The organism is Mycolicibacterium sp. 624, assembly GCF_040548615.1.
Classification (GTDB): domain Bacteria; phylum Actinomycetota; class Actinomycetes; order Mycobacteriales; family Mycobacteriaceae; genus Mycobacterium.
This window is the reverse complement of the sequence record NZ_JBEPRZ010000005.1, coordinates 254135-271143: the sequence shown is the minus strand read 5'-3', so window position 1 is coordinate 271143 and position 17009 is coordinate 254135. Positions and strand designations below refer to the sequence as shown.

14 protein-coding genes and 1 tRNA gene are annotated in these 17009 nt (G+C 66.3%); 8 read left to right on the top strand and 7 right to left on the bottom strand.

Annotation, left to right across the window (positions count from 1 at the left end; translation table 11 throughout):
- Positions 1 to 14: 14 nt before the first annotated feature.
- Positions 15 to 554: a hypothetical protein gene (locus ABIA65_RS20855; protein WP_241401025.1), complete on the top strand. Its 540-nt coding sequence runs from the start codon at positions 15 to 17 to the stop codon at positions 552 to 554.
- 22 nt (positions 555 to 576) lie between these two features.
- Positions 577 to 2316, top strand: coding sequence for a hydroxysqualene dehydroxylase (locus ABIA65_RS20850; RefSeq protein ID WP_241401024.1), 1740 nt, complete (start codon positions 577 to 579; stop codon positions 2314 to 2316).
- A gap of 2 nt (positions 2317 to 2318) precedes the next feature.
- Here ABIA65_RS20850 and ABIA65_RS20845 read toward each other — a convergent pair whose 3' ends face one another.
- The 3 genes from ABIA65_RS20845 to ABIA65_RS20835 all read right to left on the bottom strand — a co-directional run bounded on the left by ABIA65_RS20845 (position 2319) and on the right by ABIA65_RS20835 (position 6832).
- Entirely contained in the window at positions 2319 to 5114 is a 2796-nt protein-coding gene (locus tag ABIA65_RS20845; RefSeq protein ID WP_241401023.1) for an AAA family ATPase, read from the bottom strand.
- Positions 5115 to 5166: 52 nt separating this feature from the next.
- Positions 5167 to 6192 carry an NAD(P)H-dependent glycerol-3-phosphate dehydrogenase gene (locus tag ABIA65_RS20840; RefSeq protein ID WP_241401022.1) on the bottom strand — a complete coding sequence of 342 codons (1026 nt, stop codon included), beginning with the start codon at positions 6190 to 6192 and terminating at the stop codon, positions 5167 to 5169.
- 148 nt (positions 6193 to 6340) lie between these two features.
- Positions 6341 to 6832: a YajQ family cyclic di-GMP-binding protein gene (locus ABIA65_RS20835; RefSeq protein ID WP_241401021.1), complete on the bottom strand. Its 492-nt coding sequence runs from the start codon at positions 6830 to 6832 to the stop codon at positions 6341 to 6343.
- 107 nt (positions 6833 to 6939) lie between these two features.
- Here ABIA65_RS20835 and ABIA65_RS20830 point away from each other — a divergent pair.
- A tRNA-Tyr gene (locus ABIA65_RS20830) sits at positions 6940 to 7022 on the top strand.
- Positions 7023 to 7107: 85 nt separating this feature from the next.
- Here the strand turns inward: ABIA65_RS20830 and ABIA65_RS20825 are convergent.
- From ABIA65_RS20825 to ABIA65_RS20810, 4 genes are read right to left on the bottom strand one after another with little or no spacing between them, the layout of a single operon-like run.
- The gene (locus ABIA65_RS20825; protein WP_354524783.1) at positions 7108 to 7740 is read right to left on the bottom strand and encodes a 3-oxoacid CoA-transferase subunit B; all 633 of its coding nucleotides are present in this window, start codon (positions 7738 to 7740) and stop codon (positions 7108 to 7110) included.
- Positions 7737 to 8525, bottom strand: a complete 789-nt coding sequence (locus ABIA65_RS20820) for a CoA transferase subunit A (RefSeq protein WP_354524925.1) — start codon at positions 8523 to 8525, stop codon at positions 7737 to 7739. Before ABIA65_RS20820 ends, ABIA65_RS20825 begins: the two co-directional genes overlap by 4 nt.
- Before the next feature lie 17 nt (positions 8526 to 8542).
- Complete coding sequence (locus ABIA65_RS20815) at positions 8543 to 9673, bottom strand: ABC transporter ATP-binding protein (protein ID WP_354524782.1); 1131 nt, start codon at positions 9671 to 9673, stop codon at positions 8543 to 8545.
- Positions 9670 to 11310: an ABC transporter permease subunit gene (locus ABIA65_RS20810; protein ID WP_354524781.1), complete on the bottom strand. Its 1641-nt coding sequence runs from the start codon at positions 11308 to 11310 to the stop codon at positions 9670 to 9672. The genes ABIA65_RS20815 and ABIA65_RS20810 overlap by 4 nt, the downstream gene beginning before the upstream one ends.
- A 245-nt stretch (positions 11311 to 11555) precedes the next feature.
- Here ABIA65_RS20810 and ABIA65_RS20805 point away from each other — a divergent pair, with 245 nt between their 5' ends.
- From ABIA65_RS20805 to ABIA65_RS20785, 5 genes are all read left to right on the top strand, one after another.
- On the top strand, positions 11556 to 12683 hold the full coding sequence (locus tag ABIA65_RS20805; protein WP_241401017.1) for an extracellular solute-binding protein: 1128 nt from the start codon (positions 11556 to 11558) through the stop codon (positions 12681 to 12683).
- A 37-nt stretch (positions 12684 to 12720) separates the two neighbouring features.
- Positions 12721 to 14070: a flavin monoamine oxidase family protein gene (locus tag ABIA65_RS20800; protein ID WP_354524780.1), complete on the top strand. Its 1350-nt coding sequence runs from the start codon at positions 12721 to 12723 to the stop codon at positions 14068 to 14070.
- Between the two features lie 80 nt (positions 14071 to 14150).
- Positions 14151 to 14909: a FadR/GntR family transcriptional regulator gene (locus ABIA65_RS20795; protein ID WP_354524779.1), complete on the top strand. Its 759-nt coding sequence runs from the start codon at positions 14151 to 14153 to the stop codon at positions 14907 to 14909.
- The gene (locus tag ABIA65_RS20790; protein WP_241401014.1) at positions 14906 to 15610 is read left to right on the top strand and encodes a PDC sensor domain-containing protein; all 705 of its coding nucleotides are present in this window, start codon (positions 14906 to 14908) and stop codon (positions 15608 to 15610) included. The genes ABIA65_RS20795 and ABIA65_RS20790 overlap by 4 nt, the downstream gene beginning before the upstream one ends.
- 220 nt (positions 15611 to 15830) lie before the next feature.
- A complete protein-coding gene (locus ABIA65_RS20785; protein WP_241401013.1) occupies positions 15831 to 17006 on the top strand; it encodes an NAD(P)/FAD-dependent oxidoreductase in 1176 nt (391 codons plus the stop codon).
- Positions 17007 to 17009 lie beyond the last annotated feature (3 nt).

The window sequence follows — 17009 nt, the reverse complement described above, 5'->3', positions numbered from 1 at the left end:
TCTACGCTGAGCCAGTGCTGAGCAGAATCCTGATCGGCCTGGTTGCTGCGGGGGCAGCAGCGATCGGTACGTCCGCCATGGCGGTCGCCGATCCGGAACCGGCGCCGCCACCACCCCCGCCCAACGTCAACTCGTTCGTGTCGGTCAAGCCCTCGGAGTTCTCCTCCAAGGACGGCACCTTCTACGCATTCACCGTCGCCGACGGCGTCACCTGCGTGATGAGCCGCTCGACCGGCGGCTATGGATGCAGCGGCGCGATCCCCGCGGCCCCCAACGGCGCGAACACCGTCAGCGGTGGCCAGGTGGGTGCACCGGGCTTCGCCAACGCGGCCGCACCGATCTATGCCGGCGTCACTGCGGACGCCAAGCCGCTACCCCCGGGGTCACGGATCAGCTTCCGCAACGTCACCTGCGGGTTCGACGGCGTCGTCACGACGTGTCAGAACAACTTCGACCAGGCCGGTTTCGTGCTGAGCCCGGCGGGCAGCCACATCCTGAACGCGACCAACCCGCTGCTGGATCGCCCCGAGGGCACGAACCCCTACTTCAACTAGTTCGCCGCCATATGATCGCCCCATGGGGGCATCCGTTGTGGTGCTTGGGGGTGGGATCGGCGGCCTGAGTGCTGCCCACGAGCTTTCCAAGCGGGGATTCGACGTAACCGTCTACGAGGCGCGCGCGGTGTTCGGCGGCAAGGCCCGCTCGATCCCGGTGCCCGGGACCGGTAAGGACGGCAGGTCAGACCTGCCCGGTGAGCACGGCTTCCGGTTCTTCCCCGGGTTCTATCGGCACATCGACGCCACGATGGCCGAGATCCCGTTCGGCGGCGGCTGTGTGAAGGACAACCTGGTGCTGGCCACCGACATGCTGATGGCTCAGGCGGCGGGGTCGAAGAACGAGATCATCGCGCCCATGAAGTTCCCGTCGAGCGTCGGTGACATCGTGAAGATGGTCCGGTTCATGCGCATGATCGCGGTCGACCTCGCCGTCCCGCTGCCCGAGTACGCGGCCTTCGTCGAACGGATTCTCGCCTACCTCACAGCCTGCGACGAACGCCGCCTGGCGGAGTTCGAGGGACAGAGTTGGTGGGACTTCGTCGACGCCGAGCACCGCTCCAGCCAGTTCCAGAAGTTCCTCGCCAAGGGGATGACGCGCTCACTGGTGGCCGCCCGCGCTGAGGAGATGTCGGCCAGGACCGGATGCGCGATTCTGACGCAGCTGATGCAGGACATGGCACAGGTCGACGGCAAGGTCGACCGGGTGTTGAACGGCCCGACAAGCGAGGTGTGGATAGACCCGTGGGTCGAGCACCTGAGTGCGAGGAAGCTGGGCAAGAAGTCGGTCACGTTCGAGGGCGGCGCTCCGGTGACAGCGATTCACTGCGACGGCCAGACCATCACGGGCGTCTCGATCGGGGACCGGCTCAAACCGGTCACCGCCGACTATTACATCGCCGCGATACCGGTCGAGAAGCTCAACCGCCTACTCACCGACCAACTCCGGTCCGCCGAACCCCGGCTGGGATACCTCGAGAGGTTGACGACGCGGTGGATGACCGGCGCGATGTTCTACTTCGACAAGGAGCTGACCGACTTCCCGCGCGGCCATGCCATCTACATCGACTCCGAGTGGGCGCTCACCTCGATCGCCCAGGGGCAGTTCTGGAAGGACGTCAAGCTCACCGACCGGGGCGACGGACGTGTGAGAGACGTGCTCTCCGTGGACATCTCGGATTGGGACACTCCAAGTCCGCGGCTCGGCAAACCGGCCCGCGAGTGCAGTGAGAGGGAGATCCTCGATGAGGTCTGGGAGCAGCTGGCCGACCATCTCGAGCAAGGCGAGATCGCCGAGGAGAACCTGCTGCACCGGTTCCTTGATCCGGCCATCGACTTTCGCGATCCGGCGAACCTCGCCAACGACGAGCCGCTGTTGATCAACACCAAGCGCTCGTGGCGTCATCGACCGGACGCCGTGACCCGCATCCCGAACTTCTTCATCGCGTCGGACTTTGTGCGCAGTAACACCGATCTGGCCACCATGGAAGGTGCCAACGAGGCAGCAAGAAGGGCGGTCAACGGGATCCTCGTGCAGGAGGAGTTCGACCCCGAGGATCGTTGCGACGTCTTCGATCTCGACGAGCCGCCGTTGTTGAAACCGCTGCGGGTCGCCGATGCGATCGCGTGGCGGATGGGCAGGCGCGGGCGGAGGCGCTCGCCGTTCACGCTCAACGACGCGGGTGAGTTGGTGGGCACGGATCCGATCTCATCGGTGCTTGCGCTGAGCCTGCGACTGGCCTCGAGGGTGTTGCCCGGCTGATGTCAGTGGCCGTCGGCTTCGTGGTCGATGCGCCGTGCGAGTTCGACGCGGGACCGGATGCCGAGCTTCGCGTAGACGCGGGTCAGATTGTGCTCGACGGTCTTGGTGCCGACGAAAAGCGTCGCGGCGATGTCCTTGTTGGACATCCCCGACGCGGCGAGTTCGGCCACGCGCTGCTCGGACGGTGTGAGTTCGGACGTGGTGGTGGGGCGGACCTTGGTGCGCGCCAGTTCGTCGCGAGCCTGTTTGGCCCACAACGGCGCTCCGATGGCCTCGAACTCGGCCAGTGCTGTGCTGAGCGTCCTGGTCGGCGCATCCTTGAGTCGACGGCGGCGTTGCAGCTTGCCCAGCAGCAGCCTGCTGCGGGCCCGCTCGAACGGCATCGGCAGCCGCTCGTGGGCGGCCATCGCGTGATGCGCCGACTCGATGGCGGATTCCACATCGCCACGCGCGGCCTGCATCATGGCCCGGCACCGCGCACCCGTGGCGATGTTCCACGTCCGGTCCAGCCGCGCCCCATTGGTCTCAAGGGCCGCGATCAACGGTTCGGCCTCGTCCAGGCGGTCCAGCGCGATCATCGCCTCGACGGCGTTGGGTATGTACCAGTGGCTCATGACCTCGGTGCCCGGCACGTAGGCGAAGCGGGCGAGCATGGGCGCCAACGCGTCCAGGGCTTGTGCGAACCGGCCCTGGGACACCTCGAGGAACGCCAGCGACATGATCGGCCACTCCGCCATCCGGGGCGCGTCGCACACCTGGGTGGCCGCCAGTGCCTCGTGGGCGTCGGCCCGGGCCTCGGCGTCGCGGCCCGCGTGCGCATGGACGGCGGACCGAATCGACAGCGCGATGATGTCGACGTGGCCACTGCCGAGTTGTCGGGCGCGCTCGACCGCCTCGTCGGCGAACCGGATGGCGGCGGGGTAGTTTCCGCTCCACATCTCAATCAGCGCGCTGTATCCCGAGACTCCCATCATGTTTCTGTCGGCGCCGCGCTCGAGGCAGCGCTCGCGCAGGGCGTGCATCTTGGCGCGGGCTCGGTCCAGGTCCCCGGTGTAGGCGTAGATGAGGGCCTCGACGGCGCTGGCGTTGAACGGGATCGGCACATCGTCGTTGGTGTTCTCCAGCTCCACCGCGCGGGCCAGTGCCTCGTAGTCGGCGCCGTGGCCGAAGTTGAACTTGGCGTGCACCCAGATGGCGGTGGCCTGGCTGCGCAGCGCGGGGATGCCCGCGCCGTCGGCGACGAGCATCGCCTCGTGCGCGCTGTTGAGTGACGCCTCGAGCATGCCCGTCTCAGGGGTGCCCTCGGCGAAGGATCCCAGGCCCTGGGTGAACGACAGGTTCATCAGCGTGGTGACGAGCACAGGCGGGACGTCTGCGGCGTCCTCGACGGCACGGGACAGCAGGTCGTTGGCCTGCTTGAAGTTGTTCTCGTACATGAAGATCGCGGCGAGAAGGTTCAGGGCGATCGCACGAAGCATGCCGGGGCGCAGCTCATCGATCAGGGGTTCGAGCAGGCTACGGGCGTGCTCGGTGTTACCTGCCTGGAAGTGATCTCCCGCGGCCCGGACGCGGCGCCATGGCTTGCCACCGCCGAGGCCGATGGCAAGGTCGAGAAGTTCGGCGGCGGCGGCGGGTGCGCCACGGTTGCGGGCGGAGTCGGCGGCGGAGTCCAGCGCGGCCAACGTGGCGTCATCGGTGCTCGCGGTGGCCAGCGCGAGGTGGCGGGCCTTGAGCTCGGGCTCGGTCTCCACTTCGGCCAACGCGCGGTGCATGGCGCGGCGGCTGGCCGGGGTCGCATCGGTGTAGACGCCGCGGGCCAGCAGCGGGTGGGTGAACCGGACGCGATTGCCGTCGATGCCGATGATGCCTGCCGTCTCGACGGCCTCGAGCGCGTCGACGATCTCCTCGGTGGTCGTCTGCCGGACGTGGGCCAGCAGCTCCACCGTCGGGGCGGCGACGGAGGCGACGGCCAGCAGCACGTCGCGAACGCCGCCGTCGATGCCTCCGATGCGCAACCGCACCAGCTCGGCAAGGGAACCGGGCAACGCGGGCTCAGGACTCAACGGGCGGCCGGCCATCGCACGGGCCAACTCGAGGGCGTAGAACGGGTTGCCGCCGGAGATCTCGCTGATACGTCCCATGATGGGCCGCGACAGGCCGCGGCCGAGCCTCGCCGAGACGACCTCGTGCAGGCGGCCGGGGGTCAACGGGCCCAGACGAATCCGGCGGACGTCCTCGGGCCGGCCGAGCTGCAGCAGGGACGCCGCGGTGCCCCTGTCGGGGTCGGACCGCTCGCTGAGCAGGACACCCACGCGTCCGCGTAGGCGCCGCCCGACGAAGGCGATGACGGTGTGACTGGAGGGGTCCAGCCACTGCACGTCGTCGATGGCGATCAGCACCGGCCCATCCGCGGCGAGGATCTCGACGATCGACACGAATGCCGCGGCGACCACCCGCTGATCGGTGACCTGGCCGTCGCTACCGGCGCGCAGCAGGACGCGGTCGACGGCGAGACGCTGCAGGCCGGGCAGCGCGTCGAGCACGTCGGACTCGATGTTGCCGAGCAGATCGCCCACGGCCGTGTAGGCCAGGACCGTCTCGGCCTCACCCACCGCGGCGCTCAGCACGCGGAAGCCGTTCCGCGAGGCCTGTTCGACGGCCGAGCGCCACAGCGCGGTCTTCCCGATGCCCGCGTCGCCCTCGAGGATCAGGGCGGCGGGCGCGGTCTCGGCGGCGGCGAGCAGGTCGGTGCAGGCGCTGCGCTCGGCCGCCCGACCCTTCAACGTCGCCGCTTCCATGCGCTAGATCATCGCAGCGTGGTGACCGTTGCGTCGGGTGGGAGCGGTGCCATCAGAATCCCGAGCCGTGCACTTCGTGACCGGGTTTCTCGGCGACCAGTCCGCGGTAGGCGTCCTCGACGGTGGAGCCATGGTTGATGACGCGGTCGACCTCGCGCGCTATCGGCATGGTGATGCCGTACTTCTCGGCGAACTCCATGACGACGCTGGCGGCCTTCACGCCCTCGGCGACCTGGTTCATCGAGGCGATGATCTCCTCGACGGTCTTGCCCTGACCGAGCTGTTCACCGACGTGGCGGTTGCGGCTGCGCTGGCTGGTGCAGGTGACGACGAGGTCGCCCATGCCGGCCAGGCCCGCGAAGGTGTCGCGGTGCCCGCCCATCGCCACGCCGAGCTTGGACATCTCGGCCACGGCACGGGCCATGACCATGGCGCGGGTGTTCTCGCCGATGCCCAGCGAGTAGCCCATGCCGACGGCGATGGCGTACACGTTCTTGAGTGCGCCCGCCATCTCGACACCCACCACGTCCTCGGTGGTGTAGGTGCGGAAGCGCTTGGTGCGGAACAGTTTTCCCAGATCAGCGGCGAGCTTGGTGTCGGGCATCGCCAGCACGGCCGCGGCGGCGTAACCCTCGGCGACCTCACGGGCGATATTGGGTCCGGCCAGGATGCCCGCCGGGTGGCCCGGCAGCACCTCGTCGACGATCTGGCTCATCCGGTAGTTGGTGCCCTGCTCGAGGCCCTTGACCAGCGACACCACGGGGACCCATGGCCGCAGCTCCTTGGCCAGCTGCTGCAGCACGCCGCGGAAGCCGTGTGACGGCACGCCCATGACGATGACGTCGGCGCACTCGGCGGCCTCGGAGAAGTCGTTGGTGGCGCGCAGTGTGGGGCTCAGCTCGACGTCGTCACCGAGGTAGCGGCGGTTGCGGTGGTGGTCGTTGATATCGGCGGCGGTCTCCTCCGAGCGCACCCACTGCAGCGTCGGCCCGCGCCGCGCGCAGATGGAGGCGACGGTGGTGCCCCAGGACCCTCCACCGAGGACGACGACGTTGGGTTCACGTTGCGCTGCTGCCATGCCGTTCAGCGTATGGCCGAGGACGGTTCCGAATGGCTGCTTTCCCCGCCGCGCCGCCCCCTCCGCCGAAATCGTCGTCCTGGTCGCTAAGCGGGGCGCGCAACGACCGTGGCTGCGGTCTCGGCGTGGGGGAGCGGGCCCGGCGGTGTCAGCGGTAGTTGACGAACTGCAGCGCAACCTCGAGATCGGCGCCCCGCAGCAGCGCCTGGACGGCCTGCAGGTCGTCACGCTTCTTGGAGCTGACGCGAATCTCCTCGCCCTGGATCTGCGCCTTGACGCCCTTGGGGCCCTCGTCGCGGATGAGTTTGGTGATCTTCTTGGCGTTCTCGCTGTCGATGCCCTGTTTGATGCTGCCGATGACCTTGTAGGTCTTGCCCGAGGGCTGCGGGTCACCTGCGTCGAACGCCTTCATTGAGATGTCGCGACGGATCAACTTCTCCTTGAACACGTCGACTGCGGCCTTGACGCGCTCCTCGGTGGAGGAGACCAGGATGATGCCCTCCTCGCCCTGCCACTCGATGGTGGTGTCGGTGCCGCGGAAGTCGAACCGGGTGGACAGCTCCTTGGCGGCCTGGTTGAGCGCGTTGTCGACCTCTTGACGATCGGCCTTGCTGACGACGTCGAAACTTGAATCCGCCATTGGACCCTCCTTCTATCGGTGCACGTTGGTGGTGCGTTTTCGTCTTGGGACCATCCTCGTTGTACCCTGCTTACGCACCAAACCCGGGTAGGGAATGGATGCACCCCGGCAGATTGCCCGAGCGGCCAATGGGAGCGGACTGTAAATCCGTCGGCTTACGCCTACGCAGGTTCGAATCCTGCATCTGCCACACTGGTCAGGCCCCCTTTCGAGGGGGCCTGACTGCGTTTGTGGTCTGGCCGAGGGCCAATTGGTTGATTCCCAAGCGCGCGAGGTCAGGCGCGCGTCAGCGGTGCGTCGGTGATCGCCGCGATGTCCTCAAACTCGCATCCCGGCGCGAGTTCCACGAGACGAAACTCACCGCTTGCGGTGTCGAACACGCCGCGGTCGGTGATCACGCGGGCCACCACCCCGCGCCCCGTGAGTGGCAGTGAACACGACGTCACCAGTTTGGCCGCACCCGACTTCGCGACGTGGTCCATGAGGACGATCACCCGTTCGGCGCCGCTGACCAGATCCATTGCGCCGCCCATGCCCTTGACCATCGCACCCGGCACCATCCAGTTGGCGAGGTCGCCGTTGGCCGCCACTTGCATCCCGCCGAGGACAGCGACGTCGACATGGCCGCCACGGATCATCGCAAAGCTGGTTGCGGAGTCGAAGAACGAAGCGCCCGCGACAACCGACACCGTCTGCTTGCCCGCGTTGATGAGATCGGGGTCGACCTCGTCCTCGAACGGGAACGGCCCCACACCGAGGATGCCGTTCTCGGCGTGCAGGCAGACGCCGGAGTCCGCGGGCAGGTGCTCGGGTATCAGCGTGGGCAGGCCGATACCCAGGTTGACGTAGTCACCGGGGCGAAGCTCCTCGGTCGCGCGCGCTGCCATCTCTGCGTGTGTCCAGCTCATCGGGCTTCCTGGTCGTCTGTCGGGCGGGGGCGCGTGGTGAGCTTCTCGACGCGCTTGTGCGCCGCCTGCTCCGGGGTCAACGCGACGACGCGCTCGACGAAGATGCCGGGCAAGTGGACGCTGTTGGGGTCCAGTTCGCCATCCGCCACCACGCATTCGGCCTCGACGATCGTCGTGCGTCCGGCCATCGCCGCGGGCGGGTTGAAGTTACGCGCCGCGGCGTGGAACACGCAGTTGCCTGCGGTGTCGGCAACTGCGGCGCGTACCAACGCGAAGTCCGTGACGATCGACTCCTCGAGGAGCATCTCGCGACCGCCGAAGGTACGGACCTCCTTGGGCGGTGATGCCAGCGCCACGCTTCCGTCGGGGTGGTAGCGCCACGGCAGACCGCCCTCGGCGACGAGGGTGCCCACGCCGGTAGGGGTGAAGAACGCGCCGATGCCGCTGCCGCCGGCGCGGAGGCGCTCGGCGAGCGTGCCCTGCGGCGTCAGCTCAACGGTCAACTCACCGGCCAGATATTGCCGGGCGAACTCCTTGTTCTCGCCGACGTAGGAGGCGATGACGCGAATGATCCTGTTGGACTCCAGCAGCAGGCCCAACCCGCCGCCGTCGACACCGCAGTTGTTGCTCACGATCGTCAGGCCGGTTGCGCCGCCGGCGAGCACGGCGTCGATCAGGAACCACGGGATGCCGGACAGCCCGAAGCCGCCGACCGCCAGGCTCGCCCCGTCGGGGATGTCGGCGACGGCCTCGTGCGCCGAGGCGACGACCTTGTTCACCGTCATGTTGTTCTTCGTCATTGCTACTGCGGAATCGTGAGGGCGTGTTTGGCTTCCCAGCCGAGCGCCACCCTCTCGCCGAGATCGCGTGGCTCCTCGCCGTCGTAGAGCAGCGCGGTGGTCCGCCCCAGATTGTCGGATTCCACCACCACGTTGTGACTGTTGCCCAGGAAGGTGGATTCGACGATCACACCCGAGTCGACCAGCTGGATCTCGGGCCGGGGCGCGGGCTCTCCCGGCCGCCACACCCACACCCGCTCGGGTCGGACGGCGACCATGAGGTTGCCATCGCAGGCGCGCGCCTCGTCCCCGCACTGTGTGGTGAACGGCGCGGCGCCGGCGATGGTCGCCGCCGTCGTGGCGCTCGCGCGACTCTCGACCGTCACTGGCCAGAGGTTGACCTCGCCGACGAAGTTCGCCACGAAGGAATCGCTCGGCCGGGTGTAGACGTCCTTTGGTGTGCCCACCTGTCGGATCTCGCCGTGGTTCATCACCACGACCCGGTCCGACATGGTGAATGCCTCTTCCTGGTCGTGGGTGACGTAGAGCGTGGTGATTCCGGTTTCCCTTTGCACACGCCGGATTTCGTGCCCCAGCTGCTGACGCAATCTGCGGTCGAGGGCGCCGAGTGGCTCGTCGAGAAGGAGCACCTTCGGCACCGCCGAGATCGCGCGTCCGACCGCCACGCGCTGTTGCTGACCGCCGCTGAGCTGGTCGGGCCGGCGATCGGCCAGCGCCGTCAGCTCGACGAGTTCGAGCACCTCGGCGACGCGGTCCGACGCCTCACTCTCGGGGGTTTTGCGCACATTGTGTGGGAAGCGGATGTTCTCGCGGGCGGTGAGATGCGGGAAGAGGGCGTAATTCTGGAAGACAAGCCCGATTTCGCGCTTCTGCGGAGCGACCCGGGTGATGTCACGCCCCGCGATGCTGATGGTTCCCGAGGTGGCGTCGATGAGGCCCGCGAGAATGTGCAGCAACGAACTCTTGCCCGAGCCACTCGGGCCCAGCAGCGTCACGAACTCTCCGGCGCGCACGTCGAGCGACACACTGTCCAGCGCGGTAATGCCGCCGTACTCGTGGTGCAGATCGCGGATCTCGATGAACGACTGGTCGACGGGTGCGGCTGTGGGAGAGCGTTTCTGTTCGGTGATCATGAAGGCCTCTTGTCGGGGGTCGGGCTGTTGAGTACGGATTTCTTGGCGCGGCGGGAGCGCACCGCCTGGATGGTGACGAATGCGCCGCCGAGCACGAGGACCAGCAGCATCAACATGGCACCGATGGCGGCGATCACCGGGCTCGAGCCGCTCTTGAGCGACGCGTAGAAGTTGACCGGCAGAGTCTTCTCGAAGCTCGTCTGGAACAGGGCGACAACTGCCTCGTCCCATGAGCTGATGAATGCCAGCAGCGCGGCGCCGATTATCGCCGGGATCACCGTCGGGATGACGACCTTCCGCAGCGCGTAGACGCGGCTCGCACCCATGGTCCACGCCGCCTTCTCCAGGCTGGGGTCGACGTTGTTGAGCGCTGCTGCCACCACGAGGTAGGTGAAGGGGAGCGCGAGGATGGTCTCGACGAGGACCAGCCCCCACCATGTGCCGAGCAGCCCGATTCGGTTCTGCACGTCGAAGGTGCCGATCGCCAGGAGGATGACGGGTACGACCATCGGCAGGTAAACGACGGTGACCAGCGCCGACTGCACACGTGGACGGCTGTCGAGGGTGCGCACCCAGCGGGCGATGAAGACCGCCAGGAGTACGCACAGCACGGCGACGGCAAGCCCCACCGTGACGCTCTTCTGAAGTGCCGCAGTCCACATGGGGTTGGTGAGCGCGGCGTGATACCAGTCGAGGGTGAAGCCGCGTGGCGGCCAGGCGATGGTCGCATCGACACCCCACGACAGCGGGAACACGAACGCGATGGGGGCGAACAGGAACACCATGACGAGGATGGTCATCGTCCACAGTCCCGCCTTCGCTGGCCCGAAAGGCATTGCCGCGTCGCGGGAAACGCCCTTGGATCCGGTGATCGCGACTCCGGACCCGGCTGTGAGGCCCGTCATCCGACCCGCCGCGGTGAAGCAGATGCACGTCGCGATCAGCAGCACGACCCCGAACGCGCTGGCGGGGCCCCACCGGTAGTTCTGCACCTGGGTGGCGATGTAGGTCGAGATGGTGGCGTCCTGCGGGCCACCGAGGATTGCCGGAGTCAGGAAGAAGCCGGTGGCGATGATGAAGTTCAGCAGCAGCGCGCCGACGATCGACCCGCGGATCAGGGGGAGATAGACGGACGTGAAGGCCTGCCAGCTGGAGCACCCGAGCGACTTGGCCGCGCGGGTCAGGTTTGGGTCGACGCCGCTCATGGCTGCGAACAAGACCAGGATCATGTACGGCAGTAGGTAGTTGACCATGCCGATCACGGTGCCGGTGGAGTTGAACAGCAGCGATTGACGACCGACGCCGAGCGCCTCCAGGGCGTCGTTGACGGGCCCGTTGGACGACAGTAGTTCCAGAAATGCGAACAGCCTGACCAGGATCGACACCCAGAACGGCAGCAGCACCATCATGAACAGCGCCGTCGACAGCGTCCGCTGCAGCCGGGACATCAGGTAGGCCACCGGGAAGGCGAGCACAAATGTGATCGCGGTGGACACGCCGGCGGTGATCACGGTGTTGACAAGCACGTCACGCAGCAGGGCGTCGGTGAACAGGCTGACGTAGTTGACCAGCGTAAAGCCGCCCGGACTGTACGAGGCCGCGCCGTCGGCGTTAAGGCTGCGCAGCGCGATGCTCACCAGCGGCCAGAAGAAGAAAACTCCGTAGAGCGCGGCAAGGACGAGCAGCAGAACGGTGGTGCCTACGGCACGGTTTGGACGAGAACGCTTGCGTGCAAACGTATTTACCGGAGGCTGGGTGCACGGCGAATCTAACCCAGCCCCGCTGGGGGGTTGTGTAACGGCTCTCACAGTTTCCTCTTGACGTGGGCTAGATTAAAGATACAGTTCGATCGGTTAAAACAACCTGACCCAAAGGAGCAGCCATGTCAAGAGCGAGATTGAAGCAGGCGACAGCGGTCTTGGCCGTGGCCCTCTGCAGTTCCGTTGCCGTGGCATGTGGCAACTCGCAGGCGCCCACCGGCAATGCCGCAGACTTCGATTCATCGGTGTTTCCCGAGTCAACGTTCAAGGATCTGTCCGGGTCGCTGACCTGGTACGACTCGTCGGGCGGTCTCACCACCGACGCCAAGAACGAGACGGTGTGGAAGGACTTCACGACCCTCACAGGTTTGCCGGCTCAGGCCGAGTTCACAGACGGCACATCGACCAAGTTCCGCGCCGCGGCCGAGTCGGGCAGCGTCCCTTGGAACCTTGTCGAGTTCGGCACGGGCGGCGAGTTCTACCAGGCGGCCAACGCCGGCCTGCTCGAGGATATCGACACCTCGCTCGTTCCCGTCGACAAGCTCGATCCGGCCAGCGTCGAGAAGCAGGGCATCAAGGTCGAGGACAATGGAGCGGTCCTGGTCTGGAACACCAACGCGCTCGGCGGCAAGACGCCGACGTCAACCGCAGACCTCTTCAATGTCAAGGATTTTCCCGGCAAGCGGTGCCTGTACAAGTACCCCGTGAGCGCAGGCACTCTCGAAGTGGCACTGCTGGCGGACGGTGTGCCCGCCAATGAGATCTATCCGCTGGACGTCGACCGTGCGCTGAACAAGCTCGGCACCATCAAGAACGACATCGTGTGGTGGGAGTCCGGATCGACGGTTCTGCAGCTGCTCAACAATGGCGAGTGCTCGATGGGCATGGTGTGGACCGGCCGGGTCTACGACGCCATCGTCAAGCAGAAGCTGCCGTTGGACTTCACCTGGAACGGCGGGCTGACAACTGCCGCCTACTTCGCTGTGCCCAAGGGGGCGCCGAACTCGAAGGTGGGACAGGCGGCGATCGCCATGTGGATCCTCGACCGAAAGGGTCAGATCGGGTTCGTCGACCGCACGACCTACACCACCGCGATCAAGGACCTCAGTGCCGGCGACTACAGCCCGGACGTGCAGCCCTATGTCGTGTCGAAGGAAACGGCAGTCAACACGGTGAGTGAGAACGCCAAGTACTACGCGGACAACCTCGACCCGGTGTCGAACGCCCTTTCGGCGTTCCAGGCCAAGTAATCCGCCGCACCAAAACAGGCACGAACACAGGAGAGACATGCATCGCGTTGTGGAGAAGCCCGAAGGTCAGTACGACGTTGCGATCCTGGGGGGCGGATTCGCCGGCGCCGCGGCGTCGCGGCGGTTGACCCAGGCCGGTCTTCGCGTATTGATCATCGAGGCACGAGACAGGCTCGCGGGTCGGATGTGGACGCAAGAGCAGTTCTTCGACGGACATGCGGTGGAGTGGGGCGGTGCATTCATGCTCGACCGCCTCAGCTATCCGCTGACCTGGAAGGAGATCGACGCCCACAGCCTCGCACTGGACTGGGGATCGCTGGAGCCGACGAAGCTGATCTGGCTGTCCGCCGGTGAGCGCCGAGTCGGACCGATGCCGGTTCCCCTTGACGAACTCGCATCGTTCGAGCGCCTGATCTTGCACTTGTCGGCGCTGGCGTCGCGGATTGACCCACACCGGCCGATCGAGGAGCAAGATGTCTCCGAACTCGACGTGACGTGGCCGACGCTGATCGAGGGTTTGGCGCTCGGACCGCACACGCGCGAACTGTTCGCCGCGCACATCGTGACGCTGGCCGGCGACCCGTGGGACGTGCCGTCTGCGCTGCCGTTGCTGCACACCATCGCGAAAAGCGGTTCGGTGTCTGCGGCCACGTTCTTCGCGGCGCCGTACGACACCCCGATGGCTCGCACTCTGGGGCCGCAGTTGGCCGACGGCACGGGTGCCCTGCATGCGGCAGTCATGTCAGGTTCGGACGCCGAAGTGCTTCTGGGTGTGAAGGTCACCGCGGTCGAGGACGCGGGGGAGAGCGTGCGCGTGCAGACCACTGCGGGCGACGTCACGGTCGGCTCGGTGGTGTGTGCGCTTCCGATCGGCGTGCTCTCGAACGTCTCGTTCACGCCCGAGCTGTCGCCGGAACTGCAGAGCCTGGCGGGTCAGGGCGTCGCAGCGCAGGCCGAGAAGGTCACGATGTTCGTCAGCAACTGCCCAGAGCCCTTCTATGCGCACGGCATCCCGGAAGGTGGTGGGTTCGCGACTGCGTCGACCACGTTCCACGAGGGCGACCGGGCCATCGTCGTCGGCTTCACATCTGAAGCCGGTGTGCTCGACATCAATGACACTGCCGCAGTGGAGAGGTCCCTGCAGCAGTATGTTCCTGGCATCAAGGTGGAGGCAGTCGCGTGGCACGACTGGGCCGGTGACGAGTTCGCCCGTGGCACGTGGAGCTATCTGCGACCGGGGCAGACCGCTGTCCGACCCAAGGCGCGGCAGGCTCGAGGCCGGGTCACGTTCGCGGGATCTGACTTCGACGCCCGCCTCGGTGTCGAGGGGGCTCTGCACACCGGTGGACTCGCTGCGGAAGAGGTGTTGGGCATACTTGGTCGCTGAGCCTGCTCGAGGAGCTGGCAGGAGCCGGCTCCTCGAGCGTTCGGATCGTTTCACGAGACGCGAAAGTTGGTATGACGTCGATGGCGGTACCGCAAACGTCGCACATCCTGCGCGAGGTGATCTTCGCGCCCCTCGAGCATGGCGGAAGAACGCAGGTGATCTTCGATCGCCTCCGAAACGCGGTGGCGCTCGATGTGTTCAAGGACGGTGAACAGCTCCCTCCCGAAACTGAGCTCGCCGCGCAACTGGGCATCTCACCGGTGACGTTGCGCGACGCCCTCGGCCTCATGAGAGAGGCCGGACTCGTCGAGACCAGGCGCGGACGGACCGGCGGCAGCTTCGTCCGTCGAAACGGATACGACCCTGTGGAGCACGGGCGTTCGCAGTTGGCGGACATGTCGCTGGTTGATCTGCGCGACCTCTCGGACTGGCGAATCTCGGTCGCGGAGGCTTCCGCGTCACTGGCCGCCGAGCGTGCATCCGACGACGAGGTCGACGGAATGCGGCAACACGTCGAAGCTTTCGTCAACGCCCGCAATTCGGCCTCGGCGCGTCGCGCCGAGGGGCGGCTCTACATCGCGCTGGCTGCCGCGTCCCAGTCGGTTCGGCTGACCAGGGCCGCTGTGAGCTGCATCATCGACTACGGCCCATTGCTGTCGGTTGCCTATCGGAACGCCAAGCTACGCAAGGCTATTGCGCTGCATCATGAGGCACTGCTTGGCGCTGTGCGTGACGGTAGCCGCGAAGATGCCGCCAGGGCGATCAGGGAGGCTGGCATCGAAGTCGCGCACGGATTGGCCAGTCAGAAGACCGGGCCGATCGCTAGGAGCAAGTCATGAGTCGACGCGAGGAAGCCACCGAACAGAAGATCGCCCGCTTCGCGGACCAGGTAGCCGGCCGCATCGACGCAGTTGTCGAGAAGCTGGATGCGGTAGCGGCGGAGGCGCTCTCGGCGACGGGTGGCTTCGACAGTTTCGTGAAGTCCACACGCGAACTGCTGGTCGAGAGCGGCAACGTCGGCGCCCTCGCAGGCGTGGGATATGCGGTCGCCTACCAGGACTCCGCCGACCAACCGGCAATGGTGTGGTGGGTGCATCGTGGAGACTCTGTGGTCGAGAGGACGCACAGCGTCGATCCCGACTCAGAGAGCTTTTACGACTATGCGTCGCTGCGCTGGTTCCGCACGGCGATGGTCAGCGGACAGCCCACGCTATCCGGACCCTTCATCGACACCTGGGGTTCCGATGACTACACCGTCACCGTCTCCCTGGCGGTGCCTGGGCCGTCGGGACCGCGAGGCGTGGTGGCCGCAGATGTCGACGTGCGCCGATTCATCGAGTCGCTGACCGCCGATCTGCAGCGGATACCGACACCCGTGGCCTTGGTCAATGAGTCGGATCGTGTCGTGGTCTCCACCCTTCCGTCCCTCAGTACCGGACTGCCGATTCGTTCGCGCGCTGCTCGAAACGACCCCGACTATGCCGCGTTGCAACGACTGCCGGTGTCGCACTACGGATGGTCAGTCGTATTGCTCGACTAGCTGATCCGGGAATCACTGTCGTTCAGCGTATTTAGACACATCCGGGTTCCGTCGTGCCGTGATTACCGGGCGCGTAGTGGAATTGGGAGAAATTGAGCTGACCCGACGCTTGCTTGTAAAACAACTCAACTATATGATTTCAAATCATGCCGGTTCCGGACAGCGAGCGAGACTGCTCCTTGCGGCGGGCTGCAGCTACTTCTCTTCCTTTGGAGGCGTGATGACCTCGACCCCGAGCGTGGTCGTGATTGGTGGGGGCGTCCTCGGACTGTCGACCGCTCTGGAACTCGTGAACCGAGGCGTGTGCGACGTTCACGTCATCGAACGGACCCACCCCGGTGAGGGATCCTCGGGGCGATCGGTGGGGATGGTCGAGACGCAGTACTTTCGCGCAGACGATATCGAAGCCCGGGTGTACGGCCGCCGCTTCTACGACCGGATGGCGGCCGACCACGGCCTGCACTTCGTGGCGTGCGGATACCTGCGACTCGGCTCGACCTCGGCTGACATCGAGACGTTCGAGCGCAGCCTGGCGATACAGCGGGACTTCGGTGTCGTTGACTCACGCGTGCTGACTGCCGACGAGATCGCGCACAAGTGGCCACAATTGGTCACCTCCGATCGACTAGGCGGCCTGTACGGCGAGTCCGATGGTCACATCGACGGATACGAGTACTGCACCATCGCCGCGAAGCTGATCGCAGGCAAGGGCGGAAGGATCTCGGTGAACACCGAGTTGCTCGACGCCAGCGTCGACGCCGGCGGCCGTTGGCAGCTGAACACCACCAAGGGCACGTTCGTCGCAGACGTCGTGGTCAACGCTGCGGGGCCATGGGCAGCACAGGTGGGCGAGCTTCTCGGCGCCCCCGCGCCTCTTCACCCCCAGCTACATGGCGCGATCACCGTCGATCTGCGCCGAGCGATGGATCCGCTGCTGCCCTTCGTCATGGACTACGTGCCCGACAGTGGCACTGACGGTGTCTATTTCCGGTCGGAGCGGGTCGACCAGCTCATCGCAGGCCTGCACACGGATGAGGGTGTCCACGATGCGGTGGCTCCCAACGTCAAGCTTCGGCGGGTAGGAGACGACGAAGTGGAGCGCATCCTGACGTTGATGGCCGAGCGTCTCCATATCGTCGACGACCTGACCATCAGCGGCAGCTGGCAGGGCATCTATCCAATGAGCCCGGACCACCGCCCGATCGTGGGACGGCACCCCGAACAGCCGACGGTGGTCTGCGCACTCGGTGCGGGCGGATCGGGCATCCAACTGGCTCCAGCCGTTGGCCTCGTCGCGGCCGAGGCGGTCCTCGACGCCACGACCACGTTCAGTTGGTCGCGAAGCTGGTCTCCCGAACGCCTCATCGCCGGCGCCCCAACACCACCCACCATCTGAAAG